Origin of the sequence: Aeromonas sp. 97A (assembly GCF_051919185.1) — a bacterium.
GTDB lineage: Bacteria > Pseudomonadota > Gammaproteobacteria > Enterobacterales > Aeromonadaceae > Aeromonas > Aeromonas veronii.
Genome location: NZ_JBQBFF010000001.1, coordinates 3,647,501 through 3,669,976, shown reverse-complemented (window position 1 = coordinate 3,669,976; position 22,476 = coordinate 3,647,501). Strand labels below are relative to the sequence as shown.

Annotated in this window: 23 protein-coding genes and 1 pseudogene; 18 read left to right on the top strand and 6 right to left on the bottom strand. The window is 58.9% G+C overall.

The window, feature by feature from the left end:
* The first annotated feature begins 11 nt into the window (after positions 1-11).
* The 10 genes and pseudogenes from ACTG27_RS16670 to glmU all read left to right on the top strand — a co-directional run bounded on the left by ACTG27_RS16670 (position 12) and on the right by glmU (position 8,376).
* Positions 12-422 carry an ATP synthase subunit I gene (locus ACTG27_RS16670; protein WP_019445506.1) on the top strand — a complete coding sequence of 137 codons (411 nt, stop codon included), beginning with the start codon at positions 12-14 and terminating at the stop codon, positions 420-422.
* Positions 423-430: 8 nt separating this feature from the next.
* A complete protein-coding gene (gene atpB / locus ACTG27_RS16665) occupies positions 431-1,213 on the top strand; it encodes a F0F1 ATP synthase subunit A (protein WP_005339335.1) in 783 nt (260 codons plus the stop codon).
* Between the two features lie 58 nt (positions 1,214-1,271).
* Positions 1,272-1,514 carry a F0F1 ATP synthase subunit C gene (gene atpE, locus ACTG27_RS16660; protein ID WP_005307205.1) on the top strand — a complete coding sequence of 81 codons (243 nt, stop codon included), beginning with the start codon at positions 1,272-1,274 and terminating at the stop codon, positions 1,512-1,514.
* A 54-nt stretch (positions 1,515-1,568) separates the two neighbouring features.
* Positions 1,569-2,039, top strand: a complete 471-nt coding sequence (atpF, locus tag ACTG27_RS16655) for a F0F1 ATP synthase subunit B (protein ID WP_005339336.1) — start codon at positions 1,569-1,571, stop codon at positions 2,037-2,039.
* Between the two features lie 13 nt (positions 2,040-2,052).
* Complete coding sequence (atpH, locus tag ACTG27_RS16650) at positions 2,053-2,586, top strand: F0F1 ATP synthase subunit delta (protein ID WP_005339341.1); 534 nt, start codon at positions 2,053-2,055, stop codon at positions 2,584-2,586.
* Positions 2,587-2,601: 15 nt separating this feature from the next.
* Positions 2,602-4,143, top strand: a complete 1,542-nt coding sequence (atpA, locus tag ACTG27_RS16645; RefSeq protein ID WP_005339342.1) for a F0F1 ATP synthase subunit alpha — start codon at positions 2,602-2,604, stop codon at positions 4,141-4,143.
* A gap of 43 nt (positions 4,144-4,186) precedes the next feature.
* Positions 4,187-5,053, top strand: a complete 867-nt coding sequence (gene atpG / locus ACTG27_RS16640) for a F0F1 ATP synthase subunit gamma (protein WP_005339343.1) — start codon at positions 4,187-4,189, stop codon at positions 5,051-5,053.
* Positions 5,054-5,086: 33 nt separating this feature from the next.
* A pseudogene (gene atpD / locus ACTG27_RS16635) lies at positions 5,087-6,474 on the top strand (F0F1 ATP synthase subunit beta).
* A gap of 18 nt (positions 6,475-6,492) precedes the next feature.
* A complete protein-coding gene (locus tag ACTG27_RS16630) occupies positions 6,493-6,921 on the top strand; it encodes a F0F1 ATP synthase subunit epsilon (protein ID WP_005339345.1) in 429 nt (142 codons plus the stop codon).
* Between the two features lie 93 nt (positions 6,922-7,014).
* The gene (glmU, locus tag ACTG27_RS16625; RefSeq protein ID WP_439979988.1) at positions 7,015-8,376 is read left to right on the top strand and encodes a bifunctional UDP-N-acetylglucosamine diphosphorylase/glucosamine-1-phosphate N-acetyltransferase GlmU; all 1,362 of its coding nucleotides are present in this window, start codon (positions 7,015-7,017) and stop codon (positions 8,374-8,376) included.
* A gap of 51 nt (positions 8,377-8,427) precedes the next feature.
* On the opposite strand, the gene creD is transcribed toward glmU, so the two are convergent.
* The 5 genes from creD to blrA all read right to left on the bottom strand — a co-directional run bounded on the left by creD (position 8,428) and on the right by blrA (position 13,449).
* Positions 8,428-9,798 carry a cell envelope integrity protein CreD gene (creD, locus tag ACTG27_RS16620; protein ID WP_439979986.1) on the bottom strand — a complete coding sequence of 457 codons (1,371 nt, stop codon included), beginning with the start codon at positions 9,796-9,798 and terminating at the stop codon, positions 8,428-8,430.
* Positions 9,799-9,915: 117 nt separating this feature from the next.
* Positions 9,916-10,395, bottom strand: a complete 480-nt coding sequence (locus tag ACTG27_RS16615) for a DUF1566 domain-containing protein (protein ID WP_279500359.1) — start codon at positions 10,393-10,395, stop codon at positions 9,916-9,918.
* Between the two features lie 83 nt (positions 10,396-10,478).
* A complete protein-coding gene (blaOXA, locus tag ACTG27_RS16610; RefSeq protein WP_279500357.1) occupies positions 10,479-11,273 on the bottom strand; it encodes an OXA-12 family class D beta-lactamase in 795 nt (264 codons plus the stop codon).
* 83 nt (positions 11,274-11,356) lie between these two features.
* Complete coding sequence (blrB, locus tag ACTG27_RS16605; RefSeq protein WP_421301906.1) at positions 11,357-12,778, bottom strand: beta-lactam sensor histidine kinase BlrB; 1,422 nt, start codon at positions 12,776-12,778, stop codon at positions 11,357-11,359.
* Positions 12,775-13,449 carry a beta-lactam response regulator transcription factor BlrA gene (gene blrA / locus ACTG27_RS16600; RefSeq protein WP_033138557.1) on the bottom strand — a complete coding sequence of 225 codons (675 nt, stop codon included), beginning with the start codon at positions 13,447-13,449 and terminating at the stop codon, positions 12,775-12,777. The genes blrB and blrA overlap by 4 nt, the downstream gene beginning before the upstream one ends.
* A 122-nt stretch (positions 13,450-13,571) precedes the next feature.
* Between blrA and ACTG27_RS16595 the strand changes: the two genes are divergently transcribed.
* On the top strand, positions 13,572-14,345 hold the full coding sequence (locus tag ACTG27_RS16595; protein ID WP_005339356.1) for a DeoR/GlpR family DNA-binding transcription regulator: 774 nt from the start codon (positions 13,572-13,574) through the stop codon (positions 14,343-14,345).
* 55 nt (positions 14,346-14,400) lie between these two features.
* Positions 14,401-16,233 carry a glutamine--fructose-6-phosphate transaminase (isomerizing) gene (gene glmS, locus ACTG27_RS16590; protein ID WP_439979984.1) on the top strand — a complete coding sequence of 611 codons (1,833 nt, stop codon included), beginning with the start codon at positions 14,401-14,403 and terminating at the stop codon, positions 16,231-16,233.
* Positions 16,234-16,292: 59 nt separating this feature from the next.
* On the opposite strand, the gene ACTG27_RS16585 is transcribed toward glmS, so the two are convergent.
* Positions 16,293-17,069, bottom strand: a complete 777-nt coding sequence (locus ACTG27_RS16585; RefSeq protein ID WP_005357256.1) for a helix-turn-helix transcriptional regulator — start codon at positions 17,067-17,069, stop codon at positions 16,293-16,295.
* 210 nt (positions 17,070-17,279) lie between these two features.
* On the opposite strand from ACTG27_RS16585, the gene ACTG27_RS16580 reads away from it, so the two are divergent.
* From ACTG27_RS16580 to ACTG27_RS16555, 6 genes are read left to right on the top strand one after another with little or no spacing between them, the layout of a single operon-like run.
* Complete coding sequence (locus tag ACTG27_RS16580) at positions 17,280-18,041, top strand: DUF3450 domain-containing protein (RefSeq protein WP_201298782.1); 762 nt, start codon at positions 17,280-17,282, stop codon at positions 18,039-18,041.
* A complete protein-coding gene (locus ACTG27_RS16575; RefSeq protein WP_021230424.1) occupies positions 18,038-19,342 on the top strand; it encodes a MotA/TolQ/ExbB proton channel family protein in 1,305 nt (434 codons plus the stop codon). Before ACTG27_RS16580 ends, ACTG27_RS16575 begins: the two co-directional genes overlap by 4 nt.
* On the top strand, positions 19,339-19,869 hold the full coding sequence (locus ACTG27_RS16570) for a MotA/TolQ/ExbB proton channel family protein (RefSeq protein WP_042037184.1): 531 nt from the start codon (positions 19,339-19,341) through the stop codon (positions 19,867-19,869). Before ACTG27_RS16575 ends, ACTG27_RS16570 begins: the two co-directional genes overlap by 4 nt.
* Positions 19,866-20,267: an ExbD/TolR family protein gene (locus ACTG27_RS16565; RefSeq protein ID WP_005339369.1), complete on the top strand. Its 402-nt coding sequence runs from the start codon at positions 19,866-19,868 to the stop codon at positions 20,265-20,267. The genes ACTG27_RS16570 and ACTG27_RS16565 overlap by 4 nt, the downstream gene beginning before the upstream one ends.
* Positions 20,264-20,926, top strand: a complete 663-nt coding sequence (locus ACTG27_RS16560; RefSeq protein WP_005339371.1) for an energy transducer TonB — start codon at positions 20,264-20,266, stop codon at positions 20,924-20,926. Before ACTG27_RS16565 ends, ACTG27_RS16560 begins: the two co-directional genes overlap by 4 nt.
* 2 nt (positions 20,927-20,928) lie before the next feature.
* Positions 20,929-22,107 (top strand): hypothetical protein, encoded by a 1,179-nt coding sequence (locus tag ACTG27_RS16555; protein WP_439979983.1) that lies wholly within the window; start codon positions 20,929-20,931, stop codon positions 22,105-22,107.
* Positions 22,108-22,476: the final 369 nt, after the last annotated feature.

Here is a 22,476-nt window from a genome sequence, read left to right as displayed (position 1 = left end):
ACAGTTCTGTAATGTTCAGGGGTAGGTTGGTGAAGCAGAAAATAGCCTTGGAAGGTTTGACACTGGCCTTGGTTATGCTCGTTTGTCAGCTCATCCTGATCCTGGCGATGAGTGCCGTCTGGTTTTACCTGACTGGTGCCAGCGCTGGTTATTCCGCCCTCTACGGAGGGGGGATGTACTGGGTTCCTCAAGCCTTGTTTACTGTCTGGGTGCTGCGCCGCAAGGTGACAACCGAGAGTGTGGGCCTGGTTTTGCGGGACTTTTATGGTGGGGCAGGGATTAAGCTCATTTCTACAACAGGTCTATTCGCCCTGATGTTTGGTGCGGGAGTCGAGGTCGTTACCGTCTCGTTTTTCGCCACTTATATCCTCGCCCTCGTTGTACAGTGGATGGTTTCATTCACGCTTAACAACCACTATTAGGAAAACTCATGTCTGCAACCGGAGAAGTCCTGACTCCTCAGGGATATATCTCCCACCACCTGACCCACCTTCAAGTCGGGTCCGGGTTCTGGACGGTCAATATCGACTCAATGGTATTTTCCGTCGTGCTAGGCGCCCTGTTTATCCTGCTGTTCCGCAAAGTAGCCGTTAACGCTACCAGCGGGGTGCCGGGTAAGCTGCAGTGCTTTGTGGAGATGCTGGTCGAGTTTGTGAATGGTAACGTCAAAGACATCTTTCACGGTCGCAACAAGGTCATCGCACCTTTGGGGCTGACGGTGTTTGTGTGGATCTTCCTGATGAACTTCATGGATCTGATCCCCGTTGACTTTATCCCTCACGCTGCACAATTGATGGGTATTCCCTATCTGCGTGTGGTTCCCTCTGCTGACGTTAACATCACCATGTCCATGGCTTTGGGCGTGTTCTTCTTGATCCTGTATTACAGCATCAAGGTCAAGGGTATCGGCGGGTTTGTGAAGGAGCTGACGCTTCAGCCTTTCAACCACCCGGCGGCCATCCCGGTTAACCTCATCCTGGAAACTGTTACGCTGATTTCCAAACCTGTTTCTCTGGGTCTTCGACTGTTCGGCAACATGTATGCTGGCGAACTGATCTTTATCCTGATTGCTGGTTTGTTACCCTGGTGGTCACAGTGGATCCTGTCCGTGCCTTGGGCAATTTTCCACATCCTGATCATCACTTTGCAGGCATTCATTTTCATGGTTCTGACCATCGTCTATCTGTCGATGGCGCAGGAAGACCATGGTTAATGCAACTCAAATAATCCTTTTTATACAATCAATTACATCTAAATAACTGGAGATCCTCATGGAAAACTTGAACATGGACCTGCTGTACATCGCTGCTGCAATGATGATGGGTCTGGCTGCTATCGGCGCTTCCATCGGTATCGGTATCCTGGGTGGCAAGTTCCTGGAAGGTGCTGCTCGTCAACCGGATCTGATCCCTGTTCTGCGTACCCAGTTCTTCATCGTAATGGGTCTGGTGGATGCGATCCCGATGATCGCCGTTGGTCTGGGTCTGTACGTGATGTTTGCGGTTGCTGGCTAAGTCGTTACGACTCTCCAGGCATAACCCATTAACTAACTTAAGAGGACATCGGCTGTGAATATCAATGCCACCCTCCTCGGCCAAGCAATTGCTTTTTTCTTCTTCGTAGTGTTTTGCATGAAGTACGTATGGCCGCCGCTGATTGCAGCCATCGAAGCCCGTCAGAAAGCTATTGCTGACGGTCTCTCTTCTGCCGAACGTGCCAAGAAAGATCTGGATTTGGCCAAGGCCAACGCCACCGATCAGCTGAAAGAAGCCAAGCTGCAGGCTGCTGAAATCATTGAGCAGGCTAACAAACGTAAAGCCCAGATCATTGATGAAGCTGCCGCTGGTGCCCAATCCGAGCGGGAAAAAATCCTGGCTCAGGGCCGTGCCGAGATCGAAGCTGAACGTCATCGTGCCAAAGAAGAACTGCGTAAGCAGGTTGCTGCTCTTGCCATTGCTGGTGCAGAGAAGATCCTGGCGCGTCAAATCGACCAGGCTGCCAACAGCGACATCGTCGACAAACTGGTAGCAGAACTGTAACGGGAACGGGGCTATGTCTGAACTGACTACAATCGCTCGCCCCTACGCCAAGGCTGCTTTCGAGTTTGCCGTTGAGCACAAGGCGGTTGACCAGTGGCTGGGTATGCTCGGTTTCGCTGCGCAAGTAGTGGAAAACGAGACCATGCACAACCTGGTAAACGGCTCTGTGGCCGCCGAAGAGCTGGCAACGCTGTTTGTCGGTGTCTGCGGTGAGCAACTCGACGTGCATGGCCAGAACCTGATCCGGGTGATGGCCGAGAATGGTCGCTTGGGTGTGCTGCCGGCGGTCGTTGCTGAATTTGTAGCGTTCAAAGCTGAACTGGATAAAGAGGTTCAGGCTGACGTGATTTCGGCGATCGAACTGACCGACCAGCAGAAAGCCAATATTCAGGCTTCTCTGGAACAACGTCTCGCGCGCAAAGTGAAGCTGAATTGCAGCATCGATGCGTCCTTGATGGCCGGGGTGCTCATCAAGGCCGGTGATCTGGTAATCGACGGCACAGTCCGCGGTAAGCTGGATCGCATGGCTGACGCGCTGCAATCTTGATTGGGGTATTAGAGCATGCAACTGAATTCCACTGAAATCGCCGAGCTGATCAAGCAGCGCATTGCGCAGTTTGATGTAAAGAGCGAAGCGCGTAACGAAGGTACTATCGTCTCTGTGAGCGACGGTATCATTCGTATTCACGGCCTGGCTGATGCCATGCAGGGTGAGATGATCGAGCTGCCGGGCAACCGCTACGCTCTGGCATTGAACCTGGAGCGTGACTCCGTTGGTGCGGTGATTATGGGTTCCTATGACGGTCTGTCAGAAGGAATGAAAGTAAAAGGTACTGGCCGTATTCTGGAAGTGCCGGTAGGTCGTGGTCTGTTGGGCCGGGTGTTGAACACCCTGGGTCAGCCGATCGACGGTAAAGGTCCGATCGACAACGATGGCTTCTCGCCGATCGAAGTGATCGCACCGGGCGTTATCGAGCGTAAGTCTGTTGACCAGCCGGTCCAGACCGGTCTGAAAGCCATCGATGCCATGATCCCTATCGGTCGTGGCCAGCGTGAGCTGATAATCGGTGACCGTCAGGTTGGTAAGACCGCCATCGCGATCGACACCATCATCAACCAGAAAGATTCCGGCATTAAGTGTGTCTACGTTGCGATTGGCCAGAAGGCCTCCACCATCGCCAACGTGGTGCGCAAGCTGGAAGAGCACGGCGCCCTGGCCAACACCATCGTGGTGGTTGCCTCTGCCTCCGAAGCGGCTGCTCTGCAGTACCTGGCTCCGTATGCCGGTTGCTCCATGGGTGAGTACTTCCGTGACCGCGGTGAAGACGCGCTGATCATCTATGATGACCTGTCCAAGCAGGCCGTAGCTTATCGCCAGATCTCCCTGCTGCTGCGCCGTCCGCCAGGACGTGAAGCTTACCCGGGTGACGTTTTCTATCTGCACTCCCGTCTGCTGGAGCGTGCTGCTCGCGTTAACGCCGAGTACGTAGAGAAGTTCACCAAGGGTGAAGTGAAAGGCAAGACCGGCTCTCTGACCGCGCTGCCGATCATCGAAACCCAGGCGGGTGACGTATCTGCGTTCGTTCCGACCAACGTGATCTCCATCACCGATGGTCAGATCTTCCTGACTTCACAGCTGTTCAACTCCGGTATTCGTCCGGCGGTTGACCCGGGTATCTCCGTATCCCGTGTAGGTGGTGCTGCTCAGACCAAGATCGTCAAGAAGCTGTCCGGTGGTATCCGTACCGCGCTGGCCCAGTATCGCGAACTGGCGGCATTCGCCCAGTTCTCTTCCGATCTGGACGAGGCGACTCGCAAGCAGCTGGATCACGGTGTGAAAGTGACCGAGCTGATGAAGCAGAAGCAGTACTCTCCGCTGAGCGTGGCTCACCAGTCTCTGGTGCTGTTCGCCGCCGAGAAAGGCTATCTCTCCGATGTCGAGCTGAACAAAATCGTCGACTTCGAAGCCGCTCTGCTCTCTTACGCCAATACCCAGCATGCCGAGCTGATGGCTGAAATCAATGCCAAAGCCGACTACAACGACGCGATCGTTGGCAAGCTGACTGCGTTGCTGGATAGCTTCAAAGCAACCCAGACCTGGTAAGCGTGTGTGGCTGCGTGAGCTGCCACTTGATGGAGAGTAAGAGATGGCCGGCGCAAAAGAGATACGTAACAAGATCGGGAGTGTGAAAAACACTCAGAAGATCACCGGCGCTATGGAAATGGTGGCAGCAAGCAAAATGCGCCGTGCGCAGGAACGCATGTCTGCCAGCCGTCCGTACGCTGAAACCATGCGCAAGGTGATCGGCCATATCGCTCAGGGGAACTTGGAATACAAGCACCCCTACCTCATCGAACGTGAGGTCAAGCGAGTGGGTTACATCGTCGTCTCCACCGACCGTGGCCTGTGTGGTGGTCTGAACATCAACCTGTTCAAGGCTGCCCTCAATGATATGAAGCAATGGAGCGCGAAAGGTGCCAAGGTTGACCTAGCACTGATCGGTAACAAGGCCTCCAACTTCTTTGAACGGCACGGCGCCAAGGTTAAAGCTCATGTCGCAGGACTGGGCGATAGTCCGAGCGTCAATGACCTGATTGGTTCAGTCAAGGTCATGCTGAAGGCTTACGACAACGGTGAGATTGACAAGCTGTATCTGGTGTACAACAAGTTCGTCAACACCATGGTGCAGCAACCACGGGTCGATCAACTGCTGCCTTTGCCCGTAACTGAAGACAGCAAGCTCGCCAAGAAACACCACTGGGATTACCTCTATGAGCCGGATCCCAAGAAGCTGCTGGATACCCTGCTGGTTCGCTACGTCGAATCTCAGGTTTACCAGGGTGTAGTGGAAAACTTGGCAAGTGAACAGGCAGCCCGAATGGTTGCCATGCAAGCCGCGACTGACAACGCCGGTAACCTGATTAACGATCTGCAACTGGTATACAACAAGGCCCGTCAGGCCAGTATTACCCAGGAGCTGACAGAGATCGTATCCGGTGCTGCTGCGGTGTAAGGCAAGGGTTATCAAAGGTTTAGAGGATTTGACATGAGTAACGGTTTCATCGTCCAAATCATCGGCGCTGTGGTGGACATTGAGTTCCCGCAGAATGCCGTGCCCCAGGTGTACGATGCACTGAAGGTCGTTAGCGAAGGTCAAGGCCAGGGTCTGGTGCTGGAAGTTCAGCAACAGATCGGTGGCGGCGTCGTTCGTTGCATCACCATGGGCTCCTCCGACGGTCTGCGTCGTGGGTTGGAAGTAGTGAATAGCGGTAAATCCATCCAGGTTCCGGTCGGTACTGCGACTCTGGGTCGGATCATGAACGTACTGGGTGAGCCAATCGACGAAAAAGGTCCGATCGGTGAAGAAGAGTGCTGGTCTATCCACCGCGCAGCCCCCAGCTACGAAGATCAGTCCAACAGCAACGATCTGCTGGAGACCGGCATCAAGGTGATCGACCTGGTATGCCCGTTCGCCAAGGGTGGTAAGGTTGGTCTGTTCGGTGGTGCCGGTGTAGGCAAAACCGTAAACATGATGGAGCTGATCCGTAACATCGCGATCGAGCACAGTGGTTACTCTGTGGCGCCGGTGTTGGTGAGCGTACCCGTGAGGGTAACGACTTCTACCACGAGATGATGGAGTCCAACGTACTGGACAAAGTATCTCTGGTTTACGGTCAGATGAACGAGCCGCCCGGAAACCGTCTGCGCGTTGCGCTGACTGGCCTGACCATGGCCGAGAAGTTCCGTGACGAAGGTCGTGACGTACTGTTCTTCGTGGACAACATCTACCGTTACACCCTGGCCGGTACTGAAGTATCCGCACTGCTGGGCCGTATGCCTTCCGCAGTAGGTTACCAGCCGACCCTGGCCGAGGAGATGGGTGTTCTGCAAGAACGTATCACCTCCACCAAGACCGGTTCCATCACCTCCGTACAGGCCGTTTACGTGCCTGCGGATGACTTGACTGACCCGTCTCCGGCGACCACCTTCGCCCACCTGGATGCGACCGTCGTACTGTCCCGTCAAATCGCGGCACTGGGTATCTACCCGGCCGTTGACCCGCTGGACTCTACCTCTCGTCAGCTGGATCCGCTGGTGGTTGGCAAAGAGCACTACGAGACCGCTCGTGGCGTTCAAACCGTACTGCAGCGCTACAAAGAGCTGAAGGACATCATCGCCATCCTGGGTATGGATGAACTGTCAGAAGAAGACAAACTGACCGTAGCCCGTGCCCGTAAGATCGAGCGTTTCCTGTCCCAGCCGTTCTTCGTAGCAGAAGTGTTTACCGGTTCTCCGGGTAAATACGTGCCGCTGAAAGAGACCATCCGTGGTTTCCAGGGCATCCTGAAAGGCGAGTATGACGATCTGCCCGAGCAGGCGTTCTACATGGTTGGCGGTATCGACGAAGTCGTCGAGAAATCCAAGAAACTGTAAGCCTCGACAGGAGGGCCCATGGCAGAGATGATCTCCTTTCACCTGGACGTGGTGAGCGCCGAAGGAAAACTGTTTTCCGGTCGCGTGCAATCCGCTCAGGTATCAGGCTCCGAAGGTGAGTTGGGTCTCCGCCACGGTCATGCTCCGTTGCTGACTGCCATCAAGCCGGGCCTGGTCCGCTTGGTGAAGCAGAACGGAACTGAAGAGGTGCTGTACATCTCCGGCGGTATGCTGGAAGTACAACCTGAATCCGTGACCGTGCTGGCGGACACTGCGATTCGTGCTGACGACTTGGATGAGGCGAAAGCCCAGGAAGCCAAGCGCGCAGCCGAAGAGCGGATCCACAGCTCCCATGGTGATATCGACTACGCCCAGGCCGCCACCGAGCTGGCCAAGGCGATGGCTCAACTGCGAGTCATCGATATCGTCAAAAAGAATTACCGCTAATAACGGTGATGTAAAAAGCGACCTTCGGGTCGCTTTTTTTTTACCCGTTGGATAGACTCCGCCGAGTATTTCTCATGTTCCAAAGGCCAATTTATGTCCCTCAACGTCGTGATCTTGGCGGCGGGTAAAGGTACCCGCATGCGCTCTTCCCTGCCCAAGGTACTCCACCCGGTAGCCAACAAACCCATGGTTTCCCATGTGATCGATACTGCACGTCAGGTCGGTGCCGAGCAGCTGCATCTGGTCTATGGCCACGGTGCCGAACTGCTGAAAGAGCGGATCGTGGCGGCCGACGTGAACTGGGTGCTGCAGGCGCAGCAGCTGGGGACCGGTCACGCCGTCGCCCAGGCCATCCCGTTCTGGAAGGATGAAGACGACGTGCTGGTGCTGTACGGCGATACCCCGCTGATCCAGCCAGAGACCCTGCAACGACTGCTGGCTGCCAAGGCAAGCGATGGCATGGCGCTGCTGACTGTGGTGCTGGACAACCCCACCGGCTATGGCCGCATCGTCCGTGAAAACGGTCAGGTGGTCGGCATCGTCGAACAGAAAGATGCCAACGCCGAGCAACTGACCATCCGCGAAGTGAACACCGGCGTGCTGGTGGCCAATGGCGGTCAGTTGCGCAGCTGGCTCTCCCGTCTGGACAACAAGAATGCCCAGGGGGAATTCTACCTGACCGACGTGATCGCCATGGCGCACGCCGATGGCTGCCCGATCGCAGCGGTCCATCCGGAGCGTGCCGCCGAGGTGGAAGGGGCCAACAACCGGGTGCAGCTGGCTGCCCTTGAGCGCAGCTACCAGCAGATGCAGGCCGAGAAGCTGATGATCGCCGGTGCTACCCTGATCGACCCGGCCCGCTTCGATCTGCGCGGAACCCTCGAGATCGGTGAAGAGGTGGTGATCGATGTCAACGTCATCATCGAAGGCAAGGTAACCCTCGGCAACCACGTCCGTATCGGTGCTGGTGCCGTGCTGAAGGATTGTGTCATTGGTGATCACACCGAAGTGAAGCCCTACTCCATCGTCGAAGGGGCTCAGGTGGCGGATCAGTGCTCGGTCGGCCCGTTTGCCCGTCTGCGCCCGGGTGCCGTGCTGGAGCAGGATGCCCACGTTGGCAACTTCGTCGAGATGAAGAAGGCCCGTCTGGGGGTTGGTTCCAAGTGCGGTCACCTCACTTATCTGGGGGATGCTGAGGTGGGTGCTAAGGTGAACATCGGTGCCGGCACCATCACCTGCAACTACGACGGGGTCAACAAATTCCAGACCATCATCGAGGACGATGTATTCGTCGGTTCCGATACCCAGCTGGTGGCGCCGGTGCGCATCGGCAAGGGTGCGACCCTGGGGGCGGGTTCTACCATCACCAAGGATGTGGCCGAGAATGAGCTGGTGATCACCCGGGTGCCCCAGCGCCACATCAAGAACTGGGCTCGCCCGGTCAAGAAGAAGTGATGCCCGATCAATAAAATAGAACCGGCGCCTGATGGCGCCGGTTTTTTTGGCTTATGACTGATGGCTGGTGTCACTGGTCGATGACTGGGGGGCCGCCCATGTGGTCGCGGGTGCGCTGTAGTCCATCACCTGATACCAGTCGAGCTTGCGGGTCAGCAGCATGATCAGCGCCAGGGTGGCGAACAAGAGCAGGGCTCCGAGTAGCAAGGCGATCTCTTCGGCCTGCAGCAGGCTGTAGAGAATGGCATAGACCAGTCCGAGCAGCGCTGCGAAGCCGATCCCCTGCTTCGGGCCGCCCAGCACATGACTGAGGTAGAAGCCGTTGAGCAGCACGCTGGCCAGCGCGGCTACCAGATAGGCCCAGCCAAAGCCGAGGTGCTCGGTCAGGGCCAGCAGCACCAGATAGAAGATAGCCAGCCCCATGCCTACCAGCGCGTACTGGATCGGGTGAACCCTCAGCCCCTTGAGCAGCTCGAACATGAAGAAGCTGATAAAGGTGAGGCCGATGAAGAGCAGGGCATATTTGGCCGCCCGTTCGTTGAGCTGATAGTGATCCACCGGCTGCACCAGACTGACGCTGAAGGTGGAGAGATGGCTATCGCCCCCGTTCATCATCCGGTTGAAGCGGGTCTCCATGTCGCTGGCGAACCAGCTGGTTTGCCAGTTGGCCTCAAACCCTTGTGGGCTCAGGGTGCGACTGCCCGGCAGAAAGTCACCGATAAAGTTGGGGTGGGGCCAGTTGCCCGCCAGCTGCAGGGTGCTCTCCTTGCCCAGCGGGACTATGTCGAGGGCGTTCATCCCCTGTAGATTGAGCTCCAGATGGAAGGTGCCATCCTGTTGCGGCAGGCTGTCGAGAGGAGCATGGATCCCGGCCTGGGTGCTGCCGAGGCGGGCTCCCGGAGCAAAGGGGGTGCGCTGCTTACCGAGCTGCAACTCGGGCACGCTGTTGATGCCGCGGGCATCGGAGAGCACCAGACTCAGGTAGGGTTTGCCTGCCACCAGCTCATCATCCCCGGCGAGCGGCGTGCTCTCTTGTAGTTGAGCCGCTGTTGGCAAACGGCCGGAGAGGGAGAGCCGGGTCTGATAGACCTGCGCCTGATAGATGCCCAGCTTGCGCGGGGTGACCTCCATGTTGGCCTTGATATCCAACTGCTCCGGCAGCAGGTAGCGGTAGATCTGCTCCTGACGGACGAAGCGCTTGCCCTCCTGCTCGACCGTCACCGAACGGGTATAGGGCTGCACGATAATGGGCCCCATCAGTCGTTGCGGGCCGCTGCTGCTGGCCATGATGCTGTGAATGGCCTGACTGCGGTAAGCCTGACGCTCCCGGTTCAGCTCCATGATGGATTGCACCGGCACCATCAACAGCAGGCTGAGCAACAGCAGCAGAAAGATCTTGTGAGTGAATATCTGTTTGACCATGACACGTCTCCTTGTTGGATGGAGTGAGTCTGTCAGTCCGGCGTGAAGTGGTGATGGGCTTGTGTGAAGTGGCGGTGAACTGTTGAAAAACGGCGCCATCAGGCGCCGCGGGATTGTTCAGGGGCGGGAGCGCACCAGTCGGGCGGCTTGGGCGAAACGATCGGTGTGGCCGTCGATCAGCCCGTGCATAAAGTCGATGTAGTAGACCAGTTCAGGCATCTCCTCAATGGAGCTGGAGGTCCAGTAGGGGGCTGAATTTTCCCCGTTGTCATGGATATCGGAGAAGAAGCGCGGGTCTGTCATCGGCGCCCGGCAATTTTCGTCGAGCAGGGTGAAGAGCTCCTCGATGGTGGGGAGTCGCCACCCCTCGCCAAGGCGGGCTGCTTCATCTTTGGCTTCAAGCAGCGTCAGCAGGGCCGGTGTGCCCACGCACCCTTTCCCCTCCTGCCACTGGCTGCCGAGGCTGCACGCCTGCCATTCGAGCTGGTTTAGCCGATCATGGATGATTTCTCCCTGCCGTGTCAGGCGGTCGGAGAGATCACAGGCAGCCAGCGCCATGCTGGCCGGAAGCCAGATCAGCAATAGAAATAATTTCATGTTTGTCTCGTTTACGAATGACGGTCAGCCCGTCGCTGGTGGGCTGACCGTGGTTATCGGGGTTTATCTGGCGGGAAGCGAGCTCACTGCTTTTTAAGTCGTGCAGGCAGGGCGGCCAGCACCTCTTCTTTCGCTTTGAGGGAGGCGAACTGCTTGCCGGGCTTTTGCACCACGGTATGGACGAAGATCAGCTGTTTGCCCGGTTTGCTGGCCCAGCCGACGAACCAGCCGATCTGCTGATCGCGGTTGAGGCTGCCATCCAGCTTCTTCGGGTAGCCCATGCCGGTTTTGCCGTGGATCTGCCAGCCGTCGATCTCGCTCACCTTGAGGATATTGGCGGTGTACTGCAGGGTCTGCGCCGAGACCGGCAGCTTGCCGCTGAGCATCTTGCCGAGGAAGCGGGCCTGCTCCTCCGGACTGATGGCGAGGCTGGAGCTGAGCCAGGCCTGGGTCAGGCCGTCATGTTTGCCCGGATTACCGGAGAGATCCCGATTGCCGTAGTCGAAGCGGTCGACATATTGCTGGAAGCGCTCCATCCCCAGCCATTCGGTGAGCTGCTGGGAAAACCAGACCACCGAGTAGGTTTCCCAGCGGCGCGGGGTAGTGGTTTCGCGCCAGGCGGGCAGCCAGCCGTCATAGCTCGGTTTGTAAGGCAGTGCCGGATGCTCTTCATCCACCAGATAGCCGCTGTCGTAACCCATCAGCGCCAGCGGGATCTTGAAGGTGGACGCGGGCGGCAGCTGGCTGGAGCAGTCCCCTTCGCTGGAGAGGGTCTGGCCGTTGCCGTCAGCATAGAGAAAGCAGCCGCTGGCGGCGGAGGCAGGCAGGGCTGCGAGCAGACCGGCAGCCAGCAGGCTGGAGAGAAGCAGGCGGGACATAGCATTTCCTTGAGCAAATGGATGAGAGAAAACGGCAGTCTAATGCCGCTTTGTGTGGGGAATGTGAAGTTGCGGGGGGGGGGCTAGGCGAACGGCAGCCAGAGTTCCGCCAGCGCGCCCCCTTCCGGCCGGTTGCTCAGGGTCAGACGACCGCCATGCTGGTGGGCCACCTCATGGGCGAAGCTGAGCCCCAGACCACTGCTCTTGCCCTTGTCGGGGCGCGGCAGGGAGTAGAAGCGCTCGAAGATGCGCGGCAGGGCGTAGTCGGGAATGCCGGGGCCGCAGTCGGTGACCCGAAAACAGTAGCCCTCCTCCTGCTGGCTGCCGCTTAGGGTGACCTGCCCGTTGGCGGGAGAGAAGTCGATGGCGTTATCCAACAGGTTGCCGATGGCCTGCTCCACCAGCAGTGGATCCCACTTCTGTTTCGGCGCGCTGGTCAGCTCGGCCACCAACTCGACCTGACGGCGCTGGGCGATGATCTGGCGGGCATCGAGGGTGCGCTTGCCCAGTTTTGCCGGTTCCACCGACTGGCGATCCAGCCCCTGCCCCGACTCCAGCCGCGCCAGTTGCAGCATTCGCTCGATCAGCTGCTGCATGCGCGCGGTTTCCAGATTGATGTTGCCGATAAACCGTTTGGCAACTTCGGGGGGCGGCGTTTCGGCCAGGATCTCCCCTGCCCCGCGAATGGCGGCCAGCGGGCTTTTCAGCTCGTGGGTCAGGCTGTGGACATAGCCCTCGATATAGCTCTTGCCATCGAGCTGATGGCGCATGGTCTCCAGCGAGCGGCCGAGCCGATCCAGCTCGACGGTGTGCAGTTGCGGCAGCGGCGCTGCCTCCCCCTTGCTGACCGAGTCGGCGTAGTGCACCAGCTTGCCGATGGCGCGGTTTAGCCACCACACCAGCAGGCTGCCGATCAGCAGCGAGATGAGCAGCATCTGGCCGCCAGCCCGCAGCAGCTCCTGTTCCCCGCGCTCGATGGCTGGCATCAGGGTGCGATTGGGTTTGGCGACGGTGAGGGAGCCGATGATCTCGGCCCCTTCCCGCAGCGGCGCCGCCACATACATGGTCGAGCTGGCGGCATCGTCGGGATCGGTGCGGGTGCTGCGGGCGCCATATTGGCCGCGTAGGGTGCGGTAGACATCGTTCCAGCGGGAATAATCCTTGCCCAGATCCGTGCCGTCGGAGTCGTAAATCACCATGCCCTTCTGGTCAGTGACATAGATGCGGTACTCCGCCTGCTGCTTGAGGTGGCCATCGATCATCGCATTGATGGGATTCTGGTTGAGGCGGGCGAAGGCGCTGGCCAACCGCCCGTTCATCATATTGCCCTCTTGCAGATCATCGAGGGCGAGCGGCGCCAGCAGCTGGGTCATGTCTACCAGAGTATCCTCGGTGGCGCTGCGCACCCCGGGTTTTATCTCCTCGACGAAGATCTCCAGCACGAACCAGGCGGCCAGCGCGAAGATCAGCAGCAGGCCGCACAGCAGTTGCAACCCGAGTCTCATGCCAGCTCCAGGCTGTAGCCCAGCCCGCGGTGGGTGAGGATCAGGTTGGCCTCGGGATCATGTTCGCGCAGCTTGGCGCGGATGGTCTTGATGTGGGTATCGACGGTGCGATCCAGACTCTCCTCCGCATCCTGCCACACCAGATCCATCAGCTGCTGGCGGGAGTAGACCCGGCCCGGCGCCTGCATCAAGGTCTTGAGCAGCAGATATTCGTAGCGGGTGAGGGCCAGCGGTTGGCCGCGAAAATGGATGCGGGCCCGTTCCTCATCCAGCACCAGCAGGGCGCTGGGCTGGGGGGCGACGGGCTGGCTGCGGCGCAGGATGACACGCACCCGGGCACACACTTCCCGTGGCGAGAAGGGTTTGGCCACATAGTCGTCGGCACCGATCTCCAGCCCGATCAGCCGGTCTATCTCCTCGCTGCGGGCGGTGAGGAACATCAGGGGAATATCGGTCAGCGCCCTCACCTGCTTGCAGAGTTCGAAGCCGCTGATGTCGGGCAGCCCCACATCGAGGATCAGGAAGTCGGGTCGCGTCTGTTCCAGTCGTGTCAGCAACTGTTGGCCCAGCATGAACCACTCCACCTCAAACCCGTCGGTCTGCAGGGCGTAAATCAGGGTGTCGGCGATGCTGGCCTCATCCTCCACCAGCCAGATGACTCTCTTTTGCATGGCATCCTCGTCGCAAATTGGCACCCCATTCTGGCATCGAACCAAATCGGATCCTATTTGCTGTTTTATTTTTCCGAAAAAGGGGCTAATATTTCGATGTTCTTTCGAATCGAAACTTAAAAATGACCAAACGTAATACTCAACAACGCCGCCACACCATAGTGACCCTGGTACAAGAGCAGGGTGAAGTGAGTGTCGACGCCCTCGCCAAACACTTTTCTACCTCCGAAGTGACCATCCGTAAAGATCTGGCGGTACTGGAGACCGGCGGTCTGCTGCTGCGTCGTTACGGTGGCGCCGTCCCCTTGCCGAGCGAGATGGTGGTCGAGGCCAATCCTGAACAAGTTTCGAACCGAAAGTTAGCCATTGCCCGTGCGGCGGCCGAGCGGCTGCGTGATCACAACCGCGTCATCATCGACAGCGGCAGCACCACCAGCGCCATGATCCCCATGCTGGGCAACAAGCGCGGCCTCATCGTGATGACCAACTCCCTCAATGTGGCCGGTGCCCTGCGCGAGCTGGAAAATGAGCCTACCCTGTTAATGACCGGTGGCACTTGGGACCCTCACTCCGAATCCTTCCAGGGGCAGGTGGCGGAACAGGTGCTGCGCTCCTACGACTTTGACCAGCTCTTTATCGGTGCCGACGGCATCGACCCGGAGCGTGGCACCACCACCTTCAACGAGCTGGTGGGCCTGTCGCGGGTCATGGCCGAGGTGTCGCGGGAGGTCATTGTGATGGTCGAATCAGAGAAGATCGGCCGCAAGATCCCCAATCTCGAACTTCCCTGGTCGAGCATCCATACCCTGGTGACCGACGAGGGGCTGGCCAGCGAGGCCAGAGAACAGATTCAAGCCCAGGGGGTGACGCTTATCTGCGCCCCGGTCACTTGCTGACACGAGCTCTGAACCATCCAACTGACTTTACGATTTGCATCTCAAGGAGAAGTGTATGTGTGGCATCGTCGGGGCTGTTGCCCAACGTGATGTGGCTGAAATTCTGGTAGAGGGCCTGCGCCGTCTGGAGTACCGCGGTTATGACTCAGCCGGTGTGGCCGTGTTCAGCGCCAACCAGCCGTTGCAGCGGGTTCGCCGTCTGGGCAAGGTGGCCGAGCTGGCCAAGGCGCTTGACGAGCAGTCCGTCCACGGCGGCACCGGCATCGCCCATACCCGCTGGGCCACTCACGGCGAGCCCTCCGAACGCAATGCCCACCCCCACGTTTCCGAGCATATCGTGGTGGTGCACAACGGCATCATCGAGAACCACGAAGAACTGCGGGAAGAGTTGAAGGCGCTGGGCTATGTGTTCAGCTCCGACACCGATACCGAGGTGATTGCCCATCTGGTCCATCATGAACTGAAGAGCGCTGGCAGCCTGCTGGCCGCCATGCAGACTGCGGTGAAGCAGCTGCGCGGTGCCTACGGTACCGTGGTGATGGACAGCCGCGACGACAGCCGCGTGGTGGTGGCCCGCTCCGGTTCACCGCTGGTGATCGGCCGCGGTATCGGCGAGAACTTTATCGCCTCCGACCAGATGGCGCTGCTGCCGGTGACCCGCCGTTTCATCTTCCTGGAAGAGGGTGATGTGGCCGAAGTGACCCGTCGCGATGTGCACATCTTCGATACCAACGGCAACGCCGTGGTGCGCGAAGAGCAGGAGTCCGAGCTCTCCCACGATGCCGGTGACAAGGGCGAATACCGTCATTACATGCTCAAGGAGATCCACGAGCAGCCCAAAGCGATCACCAACACCCTGGAAGGGCGTCTGGGTAGCGATCACGTGGTGGTCGAATCGTTCGGCAACGGTGCGCGCGCCATCTTTGACAAGGTCGAGCACGTGCAGATCGTCGCCTGCGGCACCTCCTATCACTCCGGCATGGTGGCTCGCTACTGGTTCGAAGAGATCGCTGGCGTCTCCTGTGATGTGGAGATCGCCTCCGAGTTCCGCTATCGCAAATCGGTAGTGCGCCCCAACAGCCTGCTGGTGACCCTCTCCCAGAGTGGCGAGACCGCCGATACCCTGGCGGCGCTGCGTCTGGCCAAGGAATCCGGCTACATGAGCTCGCTGGCTATCTGCAACGTGCCGGGCTCCTCGCTGGTGCGTGAATCGGATCTGGCCTTTATGACCCGTGCGGGTGCCGAGATCGGCGTAGCCTCCACCAAGGCGTTCACCACCCAGCTGGCTGGCCTGCTGATGCTGGTGGCCTCGGTCGGTCACTGCCGTGGCCACCTGAGCGCGGCCGCCGAAGCCGAACTGGTCAAGGCGCTGCAAGCCCTGCCGCTGCGTATTAAAGAGAGCCTAGCGCTGGCCAAGGATATCGAAATCCTGGCCGAAGAGTTTGCCGACAAGCAGCACAGCCTGTTCCTCGGCCGTGGCAGCCAGTACCCCATCGCCATGGAGGGGGCGCTCAAGCTCAAAGAGATCTCCTACATCCACGCCGAAGCCTACGCCGCTGGTGAACTGAAGCATGGCCCGCTGGCGCTGATCGATGCCGAGATGCCCATCATTGTGGTGGCGCCGAACAACGATCTGCTGGAGAAGCTCAAGTCCAACGTGGAAGAGGTGCGCGCCCGTGGCGGTATCCTCTACGTGTTCGCCGATGCCGATACCGGCTTCAAGAGCGACGAGACCATGCGGGTCATGAACCTCAACCATGTGGAAGAGATGATCGCCCCCATCGTCTATACCGTGCCGCTGCAGCTGCTCTCCTATCACGTTGCCCTGATCAAGGGGACTGACGTCGACCAGCCGCGCAACCTGGCAAAATCGGTGACCGTTGAGTAAGTCACTATCTGAAATGACAAAGAGCCGCAATTGCGGCTCTTTTTGTTGCTGCTGAGGGGTTACGACAGCCGCAGGTTGGTGATGGTGACCTCGTCGAGGGAGGGCACTATGATGCCGCTGGTGATCCCTTTGGCGATGGCCTGACTGCGGTTCTTCGAGTCGGTCTTGTTGGTCACCTGGGTCAGGTGAAAGTTGACCGTCCGCTCACTGATGCCGAGGATGGTGGCGATCTCCCAGGAGGTCTTGCCCTCGCTGGCCCAGAACAGGCACTCCTTCTCCCGATCCGACAGTTCGGTCAGGTATTTCATCATATCAGGTCTGCTTTTGATCAGTTGCAGCGCGGAGTTGAAGATATAGCTGGCGCAGAACGACAGCAGCGGGACATTTTCAAACATCAGGTCGGAGTTGGATTTCTCCTTGGTGATGAATGAGAGGATGCCGTGCTCCCCCTGCGGGGTGTGCAGCGGAAAGGAGACGCCATTGCGTACCCCGAAATCGGCGGCCAGGTTCATCACGTCGCGGCTGGCGCTGGGCAGCCAGGGCGAGTCGCAGTCGAGCTTGTTCCAGAAGATCGGCTGGGTCTGTTTCAGCCCCAGATAGACTACCGGATCCTGGGTCAGATACTGGTTTTCGCTATAGGCGTCAAACCAGGTGGTCGGACAGTTGTTGAACAGTGCCACGTGGGATTTTTGCATGCTGATGGGGAAAATAATCAGCAGCCGAAAGTAATCAAAGCCCATTTGATGACTGAAGCGCTCCAGCAGTTGCTGGATATCGCTGGTTTTTGTTGCCTTGGTGAACTTGTCGATATGTTCCCAGATCGCATCGTTGAGCATTACTTTCTCCTTTTTCGATCTCTATCACACTGATCGAAAAGATTTTTTATCGTTATTTATATTTGTGCGGTGGCTATTGGCGCCACTTATTCCGTGCGTGCTTAAAAATTATCCTGTTTTTGTGCATAAAGGCCAAGAAAATCCTCTCGTTGCCAGTCCGCCCTGTATTTGAGATAATGATAATAGTTATCATTAGTAAGATGTATTTCAATGAACAAATTATGGGGTGTGGCTCTGCTGCCACTGTCAGTCCACTTTGCTGCCATCGGGGATGAGCTGGTTGCTCCCTCCCTCAAGAACAGCATAGCTGCCGGGAAAGCCTCCCAGCAGCGAGTGGAAAAAGCCGCCGATGCCGCCGTTGCCGCACGACTGGAGCTGCAAAATGCCCAGCTGCAACTGCGTGACCTCGAAGCCTACAACCGCTACATGCAATCTCTGGTGGCCGATCAGCAAAATGAGCTGGGTAAATTGAGCCAGCAGCTGGAAGCGGTGCAAGAGACCCGTCAGGGCTTGATCCCGCTGATGTTGCAGATGCAGGCAGATCTGGAACAGCTGGTGCAAAACGACATCCCGCTGCGCAAGGAAGATCGGCTGGCGCGGGTTGAACAGTTGAAAGCGACCCTGGCTCGCGCAGACGTTAGCGAGGCAGAGAAATTCCGTCAGCTGCTGCAGGCCTATCAGATTGAAGCCGAGTACGGCAGCCGGATGGACAGCTATTCCGCCGAGCTGGAGCTGGATGGTGCCCCGCGTCGGGTCGATGTGCTGGCGCTGGGCCGGGTCTCCCTGCTGGCGATGACGGCCGATCGCAGTCAGGCATGGCGCTGGTCTGCCGAGGCTAAGCAGTGGCAAGCCCTCGACAGCCAGTGGCTCTCCCCTATCGCCGAGGCGATGGATGTGGCCGCCGACAAGAAAGTTCCCCAGTTGCTCAATGTCCCCCTCTCTGTCAGCCGCAGTCAGGAGGCCCAATCATGAGAGTCACCATGAAGTGGTTCCCCCTCCTTATTGCCCTCTCCTGCGGTGCCAATGCCGCTGTCGCCGATGAGTGGCAGCAGCAGGAACAGGCTCGTGAACAGCAGGCTCAGCAAGATCTGGCGACCGTTGCCAAGGAGCTCGGCACTGCCCGTGCCAGACTGGCCGAGGCCCAGCGCCTGAGCAAGGAGCTGGCTGGCAAGTTCGCCAGCAACGAGAAGCAGCTGGTCGAGCTTAACGCCCAGTGGGAGCAAGCCTCCGGCGACATGAACGAGATCTTCGCGGTCACCCGTCAGGGCGCCAGCGATGCGGTCAAGCTGCTGAGCGAATCCGCCGTCGAGGGCCAGTACCCGGAGCGTCTCGCCCCGCTGAAAGCCATGGCACAGGATAAACAGGTGCCGGATCGCGCCGCCCTCGCCCTGCTGCCCGCCACGCTGCTACAGGAGATCCGTGAATCTGGCCGGATTGCCCAGTTCAACGGCAAGGTGCTCGATGCCCAAGGGGCTGCCAGCGAGCAGTCGCTGACCCGGGTTGGCAGTTTTGCCCTGCTGGGGAGCGAAGGCTTCCTGCAACCGACCGCCGAAGGCTTGAGCCCGGTACTGGGTCTACCCGGTAGCGTGCTCTCTGCCGTTGCGGCTTATCAGGGTCAGGAAGGGGAAGCGCTGCCGCTGGATCCTTCGCATGGCACTCTGCTGGCGATGCTGGCACAGGCGCCCACCTTCTGGCAGCAGGTACAACAAGGTGGTCAGGTCGGCGCCATTATCGTGCTGTTGGCCGCCATCGGTTTGGGTATCGCTGCGGTACGGCTGTGGAGCCTCTCCCGCGAACTGGGTCGGGTGCGCCGCCAGCTCAAGAGCGGCGAGTATCACGCCGACAACGCCCTCGGCCGGGTGCTGACGGTGGCGGACAAACACCCCGAGCTGAGCATGGAGACCCTCGAGCTGCGTCTTGATGAGGCGATCCTGCAGGAGACTCCTCGCATGGAGCGCGGCATCGGCATGGTCAAGGTGATCGCGGCCATCGCCCCCATGCTGGGTCTGCTCGGTACCGTAACCGGGATGATCGGCACCTTCCAGGCCATCACCCAGTTTGGCACCGGCGATCCCAAGATCATGGCGGGCGGCATCTCCATGGCGCTGGTCACCACGGTACAGGGTCTGGTTGCGGCCATTCCGCTGATCCTGGCCCACAGCCTGCTGCAATCGCGCTTCACCGAGCTCTCCAATGTGCTGGAGCAGCAGGTAGCCGGCATTCTGGCCGAGCGCGCCGAGAGCAATAACGGCGGGATGGAGCGAGCAGCATGATGCTCGACATCTGGCAACAGCTGCAGAGTTTCATGGGCCGTGGCGGCCCGGTGCTCTGGGTCATTCTGGCCCTGCTGGTGCTGATGTGGATTTTGATGATCGAGCGGTTGCTCTACCTCAATCTGGGTTTTGGCCCCCTGCAGCAACAGCTGCTCGGCCGCTGGCAGGCTCGCCGCGAGCGTCACAGCTGGCACGCCCGGGCGATCCGCAGCCGCTGGCTGGCGCAGGCGGAGCTGGAACTGAACCGTCATCTGATCTTCATCCGCACCCTGGTGGTGCTCTGCCCCATGCTGGGGTTGCTGGGCACTGTGACCGGCATGATCGGCGTATTCGATGCGTTGGCTGCGGCCAACCGCTTTAACCCGGAGAGCATGGCGGGCGGGATCTCCCGCGCCACCATCCCCACCATGGCAGGCATGGTGGTGGCGCTCTCCGGCGTGTTGTTACTCAGTCGGCTCGAGAGTCAGGCCAAGCGTGCGCTGGCCAAGACCCGGGACGGCCTGCGAGAAGAGAAGGTAATGCAATGAGACGGCAATCCAAACGCCAGCGTGACGAAGTGCAGATCGACATGACCCCCATGCTGGATATCGTGTTCATCATGCTGATCTTCTTTATTGTCACCACCTCCTTCGTGCGCGAAGCCGGGCTCGAGGTACACAGACCCCAGGCCAGTCAAGCCAAGGCGCAGAAATCTTCCAGCATCATGCTGGCGATCGGGGCTCAGGGTCAGATCTTCCTCGACCGCAAGCAGATCGATGTGGAGCGGGTACAGGCCACCATCGCCCGTCTGCTGGCGGAGCAGCCCGATGCCAGCCTGGTGATCCAGGCCGACGAGCGAGTGCCCCATGGCAAGGTGGTGCGGGTGATGGATGAGGCCAAGGCGGCGGGTATCGCCAATATCGCTGTGGCGGTGGCGCCGAAATGAAATACAAGCTGATGAGCCTGGGGCTGGGGATTGCCCTCAGTCTGGGTATCCTGCTGTTCATGGCCACGCTGGTTGAACCGCCCAGAGGCGAGAAGGTGGCGAGCGAGCAGAAGCCCATCGTCATCAATATGCAGAACGAGGTGACCGAGGTGCAGGTGCGCGAGCGTCCGGTGCCGCAGGAACCCGAACCTCTGCCAGAGCCTCCCGCTGCATTGGCCTCGACACCGCTGCCGATGCCCGCTGCAGCCCCCTTGGCGGCCGTTGAGCCGAGTCTGGATCTGGTCTCCAGCCTCAGTGCGGTGCAGGTCTATGCCCCCGGCGTGGCGACCAGTACCGCACCGGTATTGAGTGGCAACTACCACGGCCAGCAGCAGGGAGCGGGTATCGGCGCCGGTGACATGCTGATGCCGCTGCAACGGATCGAGCCGGTCTACCCCTATCGTGCCCAGCAGTCAGGGATCGAAGGATTCGTCACCCTGCGCTTTAGCGTGAATGCCGAAGGTGGCGTGCAGGATGTGGAAGTGGTCGAGGCCAAGCCCAAGCGTCAGTTCGAGCGGGCGGCCATTCAGGCGATCAACAAGTGGCGCTATCAGCCGAGACCGGGCGCTACCGACAAGCTGGTGCAAGTCATCACGCTCAAATTCAAACTGGAGTCATAACTATGTTGCGGATCTGGATCTGTCTGCTGGCCCTGGTCGGCCAAGCCTGTCTGGCGATGGAGGTCAGCCCTCACTTCTCCCGTCAGCTTGAACCCGTGATGAAGCTCTATCAGTCCGGTCAGTGGCAACAAGCCCAGAGCAAGGCGTCCGGCCTCAAGCCAAATAGCGATGCCGAGCGTGCCTGGCTGGCGCAGTTGCAAGCCTCGCTGGCGGCCAATCTGCAACAGACCGCCCAGGCGAGCCGTTATGTCGAACAGGCTCTTGCCTATAAAGAGTGGCCCGAGCAGCAACAGCTCCAGCTATTGCGGCTGCGCGGCGATATTCAGGCCCAGCAATCCAACTGGTCTGGCGCCATCGCCAGCTACAAGGCGGCACTGGCACTCAAACAAGACGATGGGCTGCGCCTGCGTCTGGCCGGCCTCTATTACCACAACAAACAGTACGGTGACGCTGCCAGCCAGAGCGAACAGTTGTTGAAGAAGGGTTGGCAGAAGCAGGCCGCCATCATTCGTCTCTCCGCCCTCACCGCTCAGCAACGTTATGGCGTGGCGGCCGATCAGGCGGCCGAGTTGATCAGCCACGAACCCAAAGAGAGCAAATGGTGGCAACAGGCGGTATCGCTCAACCTCTCCGCCAAACGTGGCGATCAGGCGTTGGCTCTGTTGCAAACAGCTATTGACAGAAAACTGATGGATGATGCGTCTGCCCGCAATCAGCTGATCCGTCTCTATGCCTGGCAAGGGCTGCCTTATCGTGGAGCCCGTCTGCTGGAAGTGGCCATGGCCAAGGGACAGATGAAGCAAAGTGCTGAAAACCGCCAACTGCTTGCCCAATTGTGGGAAGGTGCCCGGGAGTGGTCACAAGCGGTCGATAGCTGGCAGCGGCTCGCCAACCAGCACGGTCAGCCCAAAGCCGCCATGCGCGCCGCCGAACTGCTGCTGCAACAGGGCAAGACTGATGCTGCAATGACCCAGCTCGCTGCCATCAAGTCGGTGAAGGGCGAGCAAGGCAATCGTGCCAAAGCGTTGCTGGTGCAGGCACACCTTAATAAGGAGCAGTATGCCCAGGCGCTGGAACTGGCCCGAGAGCTGCAGCAGCAGGATAACTGGCAGCAGAAGGCAACCAGCTGGGTCAACTATATCCGGGCACAAAGCGAAGAGTTGAGCAAAAAAGCGGCGTAAAAGAGGTGCCAAGGGGCTGTTTTGGGGCGTTCAGTTCGCTTTTTCAGCAAACGAACGCATTTTTGCAAAAAGCCCTTGTCATCCCGGCGCGGCTCCCTATAATGCGCCCCTACCAGCACGGCGGAACACGCCGAACTGATGAGCCAGCTTCCTAGCGAAGTGGGCGCCGAAAGAAAAGCGAAAACAATCGCTTGACTTTCGAAGTGAGAGGCGTAATATGCGCCTCCTCAACGCGACAAGCGTGACGCTCTTTAACAATTTGAATCAAGCAATCTGTGTGGGCACTCACAGCATCGAACATCAAAAACAATTTTTGATTTTCAATGTCTGGTGAAGTGACCAAGACGATTTCTTAGCAATAAGAAGTCG

Coding starts and splice junctions, on each gene's coding strand:
- creD (WP_439979986.1), bottom strand. CDS start 9,798: ATGGTCAAACAGATATTCACTCACAAGATCTTTCTGCTGCTGTTGCTC.
- ACTG27_RS16595 (WP_005339356.1), top strand. CDS start 13,572: ATGACCAAACGTAATACTCAACAACGCCGCCACACCATAGTGACCCTG.
- blaOXA (WP_279500357.1), bottom strand. CDS start 11,273: ATGTCCCGCCTGCTTCTCTCCAGCCTGCTGGCTGCCGGTCTGCTCGCA.
- atpG (WP_005339343.1), top strand. CDS start 4,187: ATGGCCGGCGCAAAAGAGATACGTAACAAGATCGGGAGTGTGAAAAAC.
- ACTG27_RS16630 (WP_005339345.1), top strand. CDS start 6,493: ATGGCAGAGATGATCTCCTTTCACCTGGACGTGGTGAGCGCCGAAGGA.
- atpA (WP_005339342.1), top strand. CDS start 2,602: ATGCAACTGAATTCCACTGAAATCGCCGAGCTGATCAAGCAGCGCATT.
- ACTG27_RS16585 (WP_005357256.1), bottom strand. CDS start 17,069: ATGCTCAACGATGCGATCTGGGAACATATCGACAAGTTCACCAAGGCA.
- atpE (WP_005307205.1), top strand. CDS start 1,272: ATGGAAAACTTGAACATGGACCTGCTGTACATCGCTGCTGCAATGATG.
- ACTG27_RS16565 (WP_005339369.1), top strand. CDS start 19,866: ATGAGACGGCAATCCAAACGCCAGCGTGACGAAGTGCAGATCGACATG.
- ACTG27_RS16670 (WP_019445506.1), top strand. CDS start 12: ATGTTCAGGGGTAGGTTGGTGAAGCAGAAAATAGCCTTGGAAGGTTTG.
- ACTG27_RS16555 (WP_439979983.1), top strand. CDS start 20,929: ATGTTGCGGATCTGGATCTGTCTGCTGGCCCTGGTCGGCCAAGCCTGT.
- blrB (WP_421301906.1), bottom strand. CDS start 12,778: ATGAGACTCGGGTTGCAACTGCTGTGCGGCCTGCTGCTGATCTTCGCG.
- glmS (WP_439979984.1), top strand. CDS start 14,401: ATGTGTGGCATCGTCGGGGCTGTTGCCCAACGTGATGTGGCTGAAATT.
- ACTG27_RS16560 (WP_005339371.1), top strand. CDS start 20,264: ATGAAATACAAGCTGATGAGCCTGGGGCTGGGGATTGCCCTCAGTCTG.
- atpB (WP_005339335.1), top strand. CDS start 431: ATGTCTGCAACCGGAGAAGTCCTGACTCCTCAGGGATATATCTCCCAC.
- glmU (WP_439979988.1), top strand. CDS start 7,015: ATGTCCCTCAACGTCGTGATCTTGGCGGCGGGTAAAGGTACCCGCATG.
- atpH (WP_005339341.1), top strand. CDS start 2,053: ATGTCTGAACTGACTACAATCGCTCGCCCCTACGCCAAGGCTGCTTTC.
- blrA (WP_033138557.1), bottom strand. CDS start 13,449: ATGCAAAAGAGAGTCATCTGGCTGGTGGAGGATGAGGCCAGCATCGCC.
- ACTG27_RS16615 (WP_279500359.1), bottom strand. CDS start 10,395: ATGAAATTATTTCTATTGCTGATCTGGCTTCCGGCCAGCATGGCGCTG.
- ACTG27_RS16580 (WP_201298782.1), top strand. CDS start 17,280: ATGAACAAATTATGGGGTGTGGCTCTGCTGCCACTGTCAGTCCACTTT.
- ACTG27_RS16575 (WP_021230424.1), top strand. CDS start 18,038: ATGAGAGTCACCATGAAGTGGTTCCCCCTCCTTATTGCCCTCTCCTGC.
- ACTG27_RS16570 (WP_042037184.1), top strand. CDS start 19,339: ATGATGCTCGACATCTGGCAACAGCTGCAGAGTTTCATGGGCCGTGGC.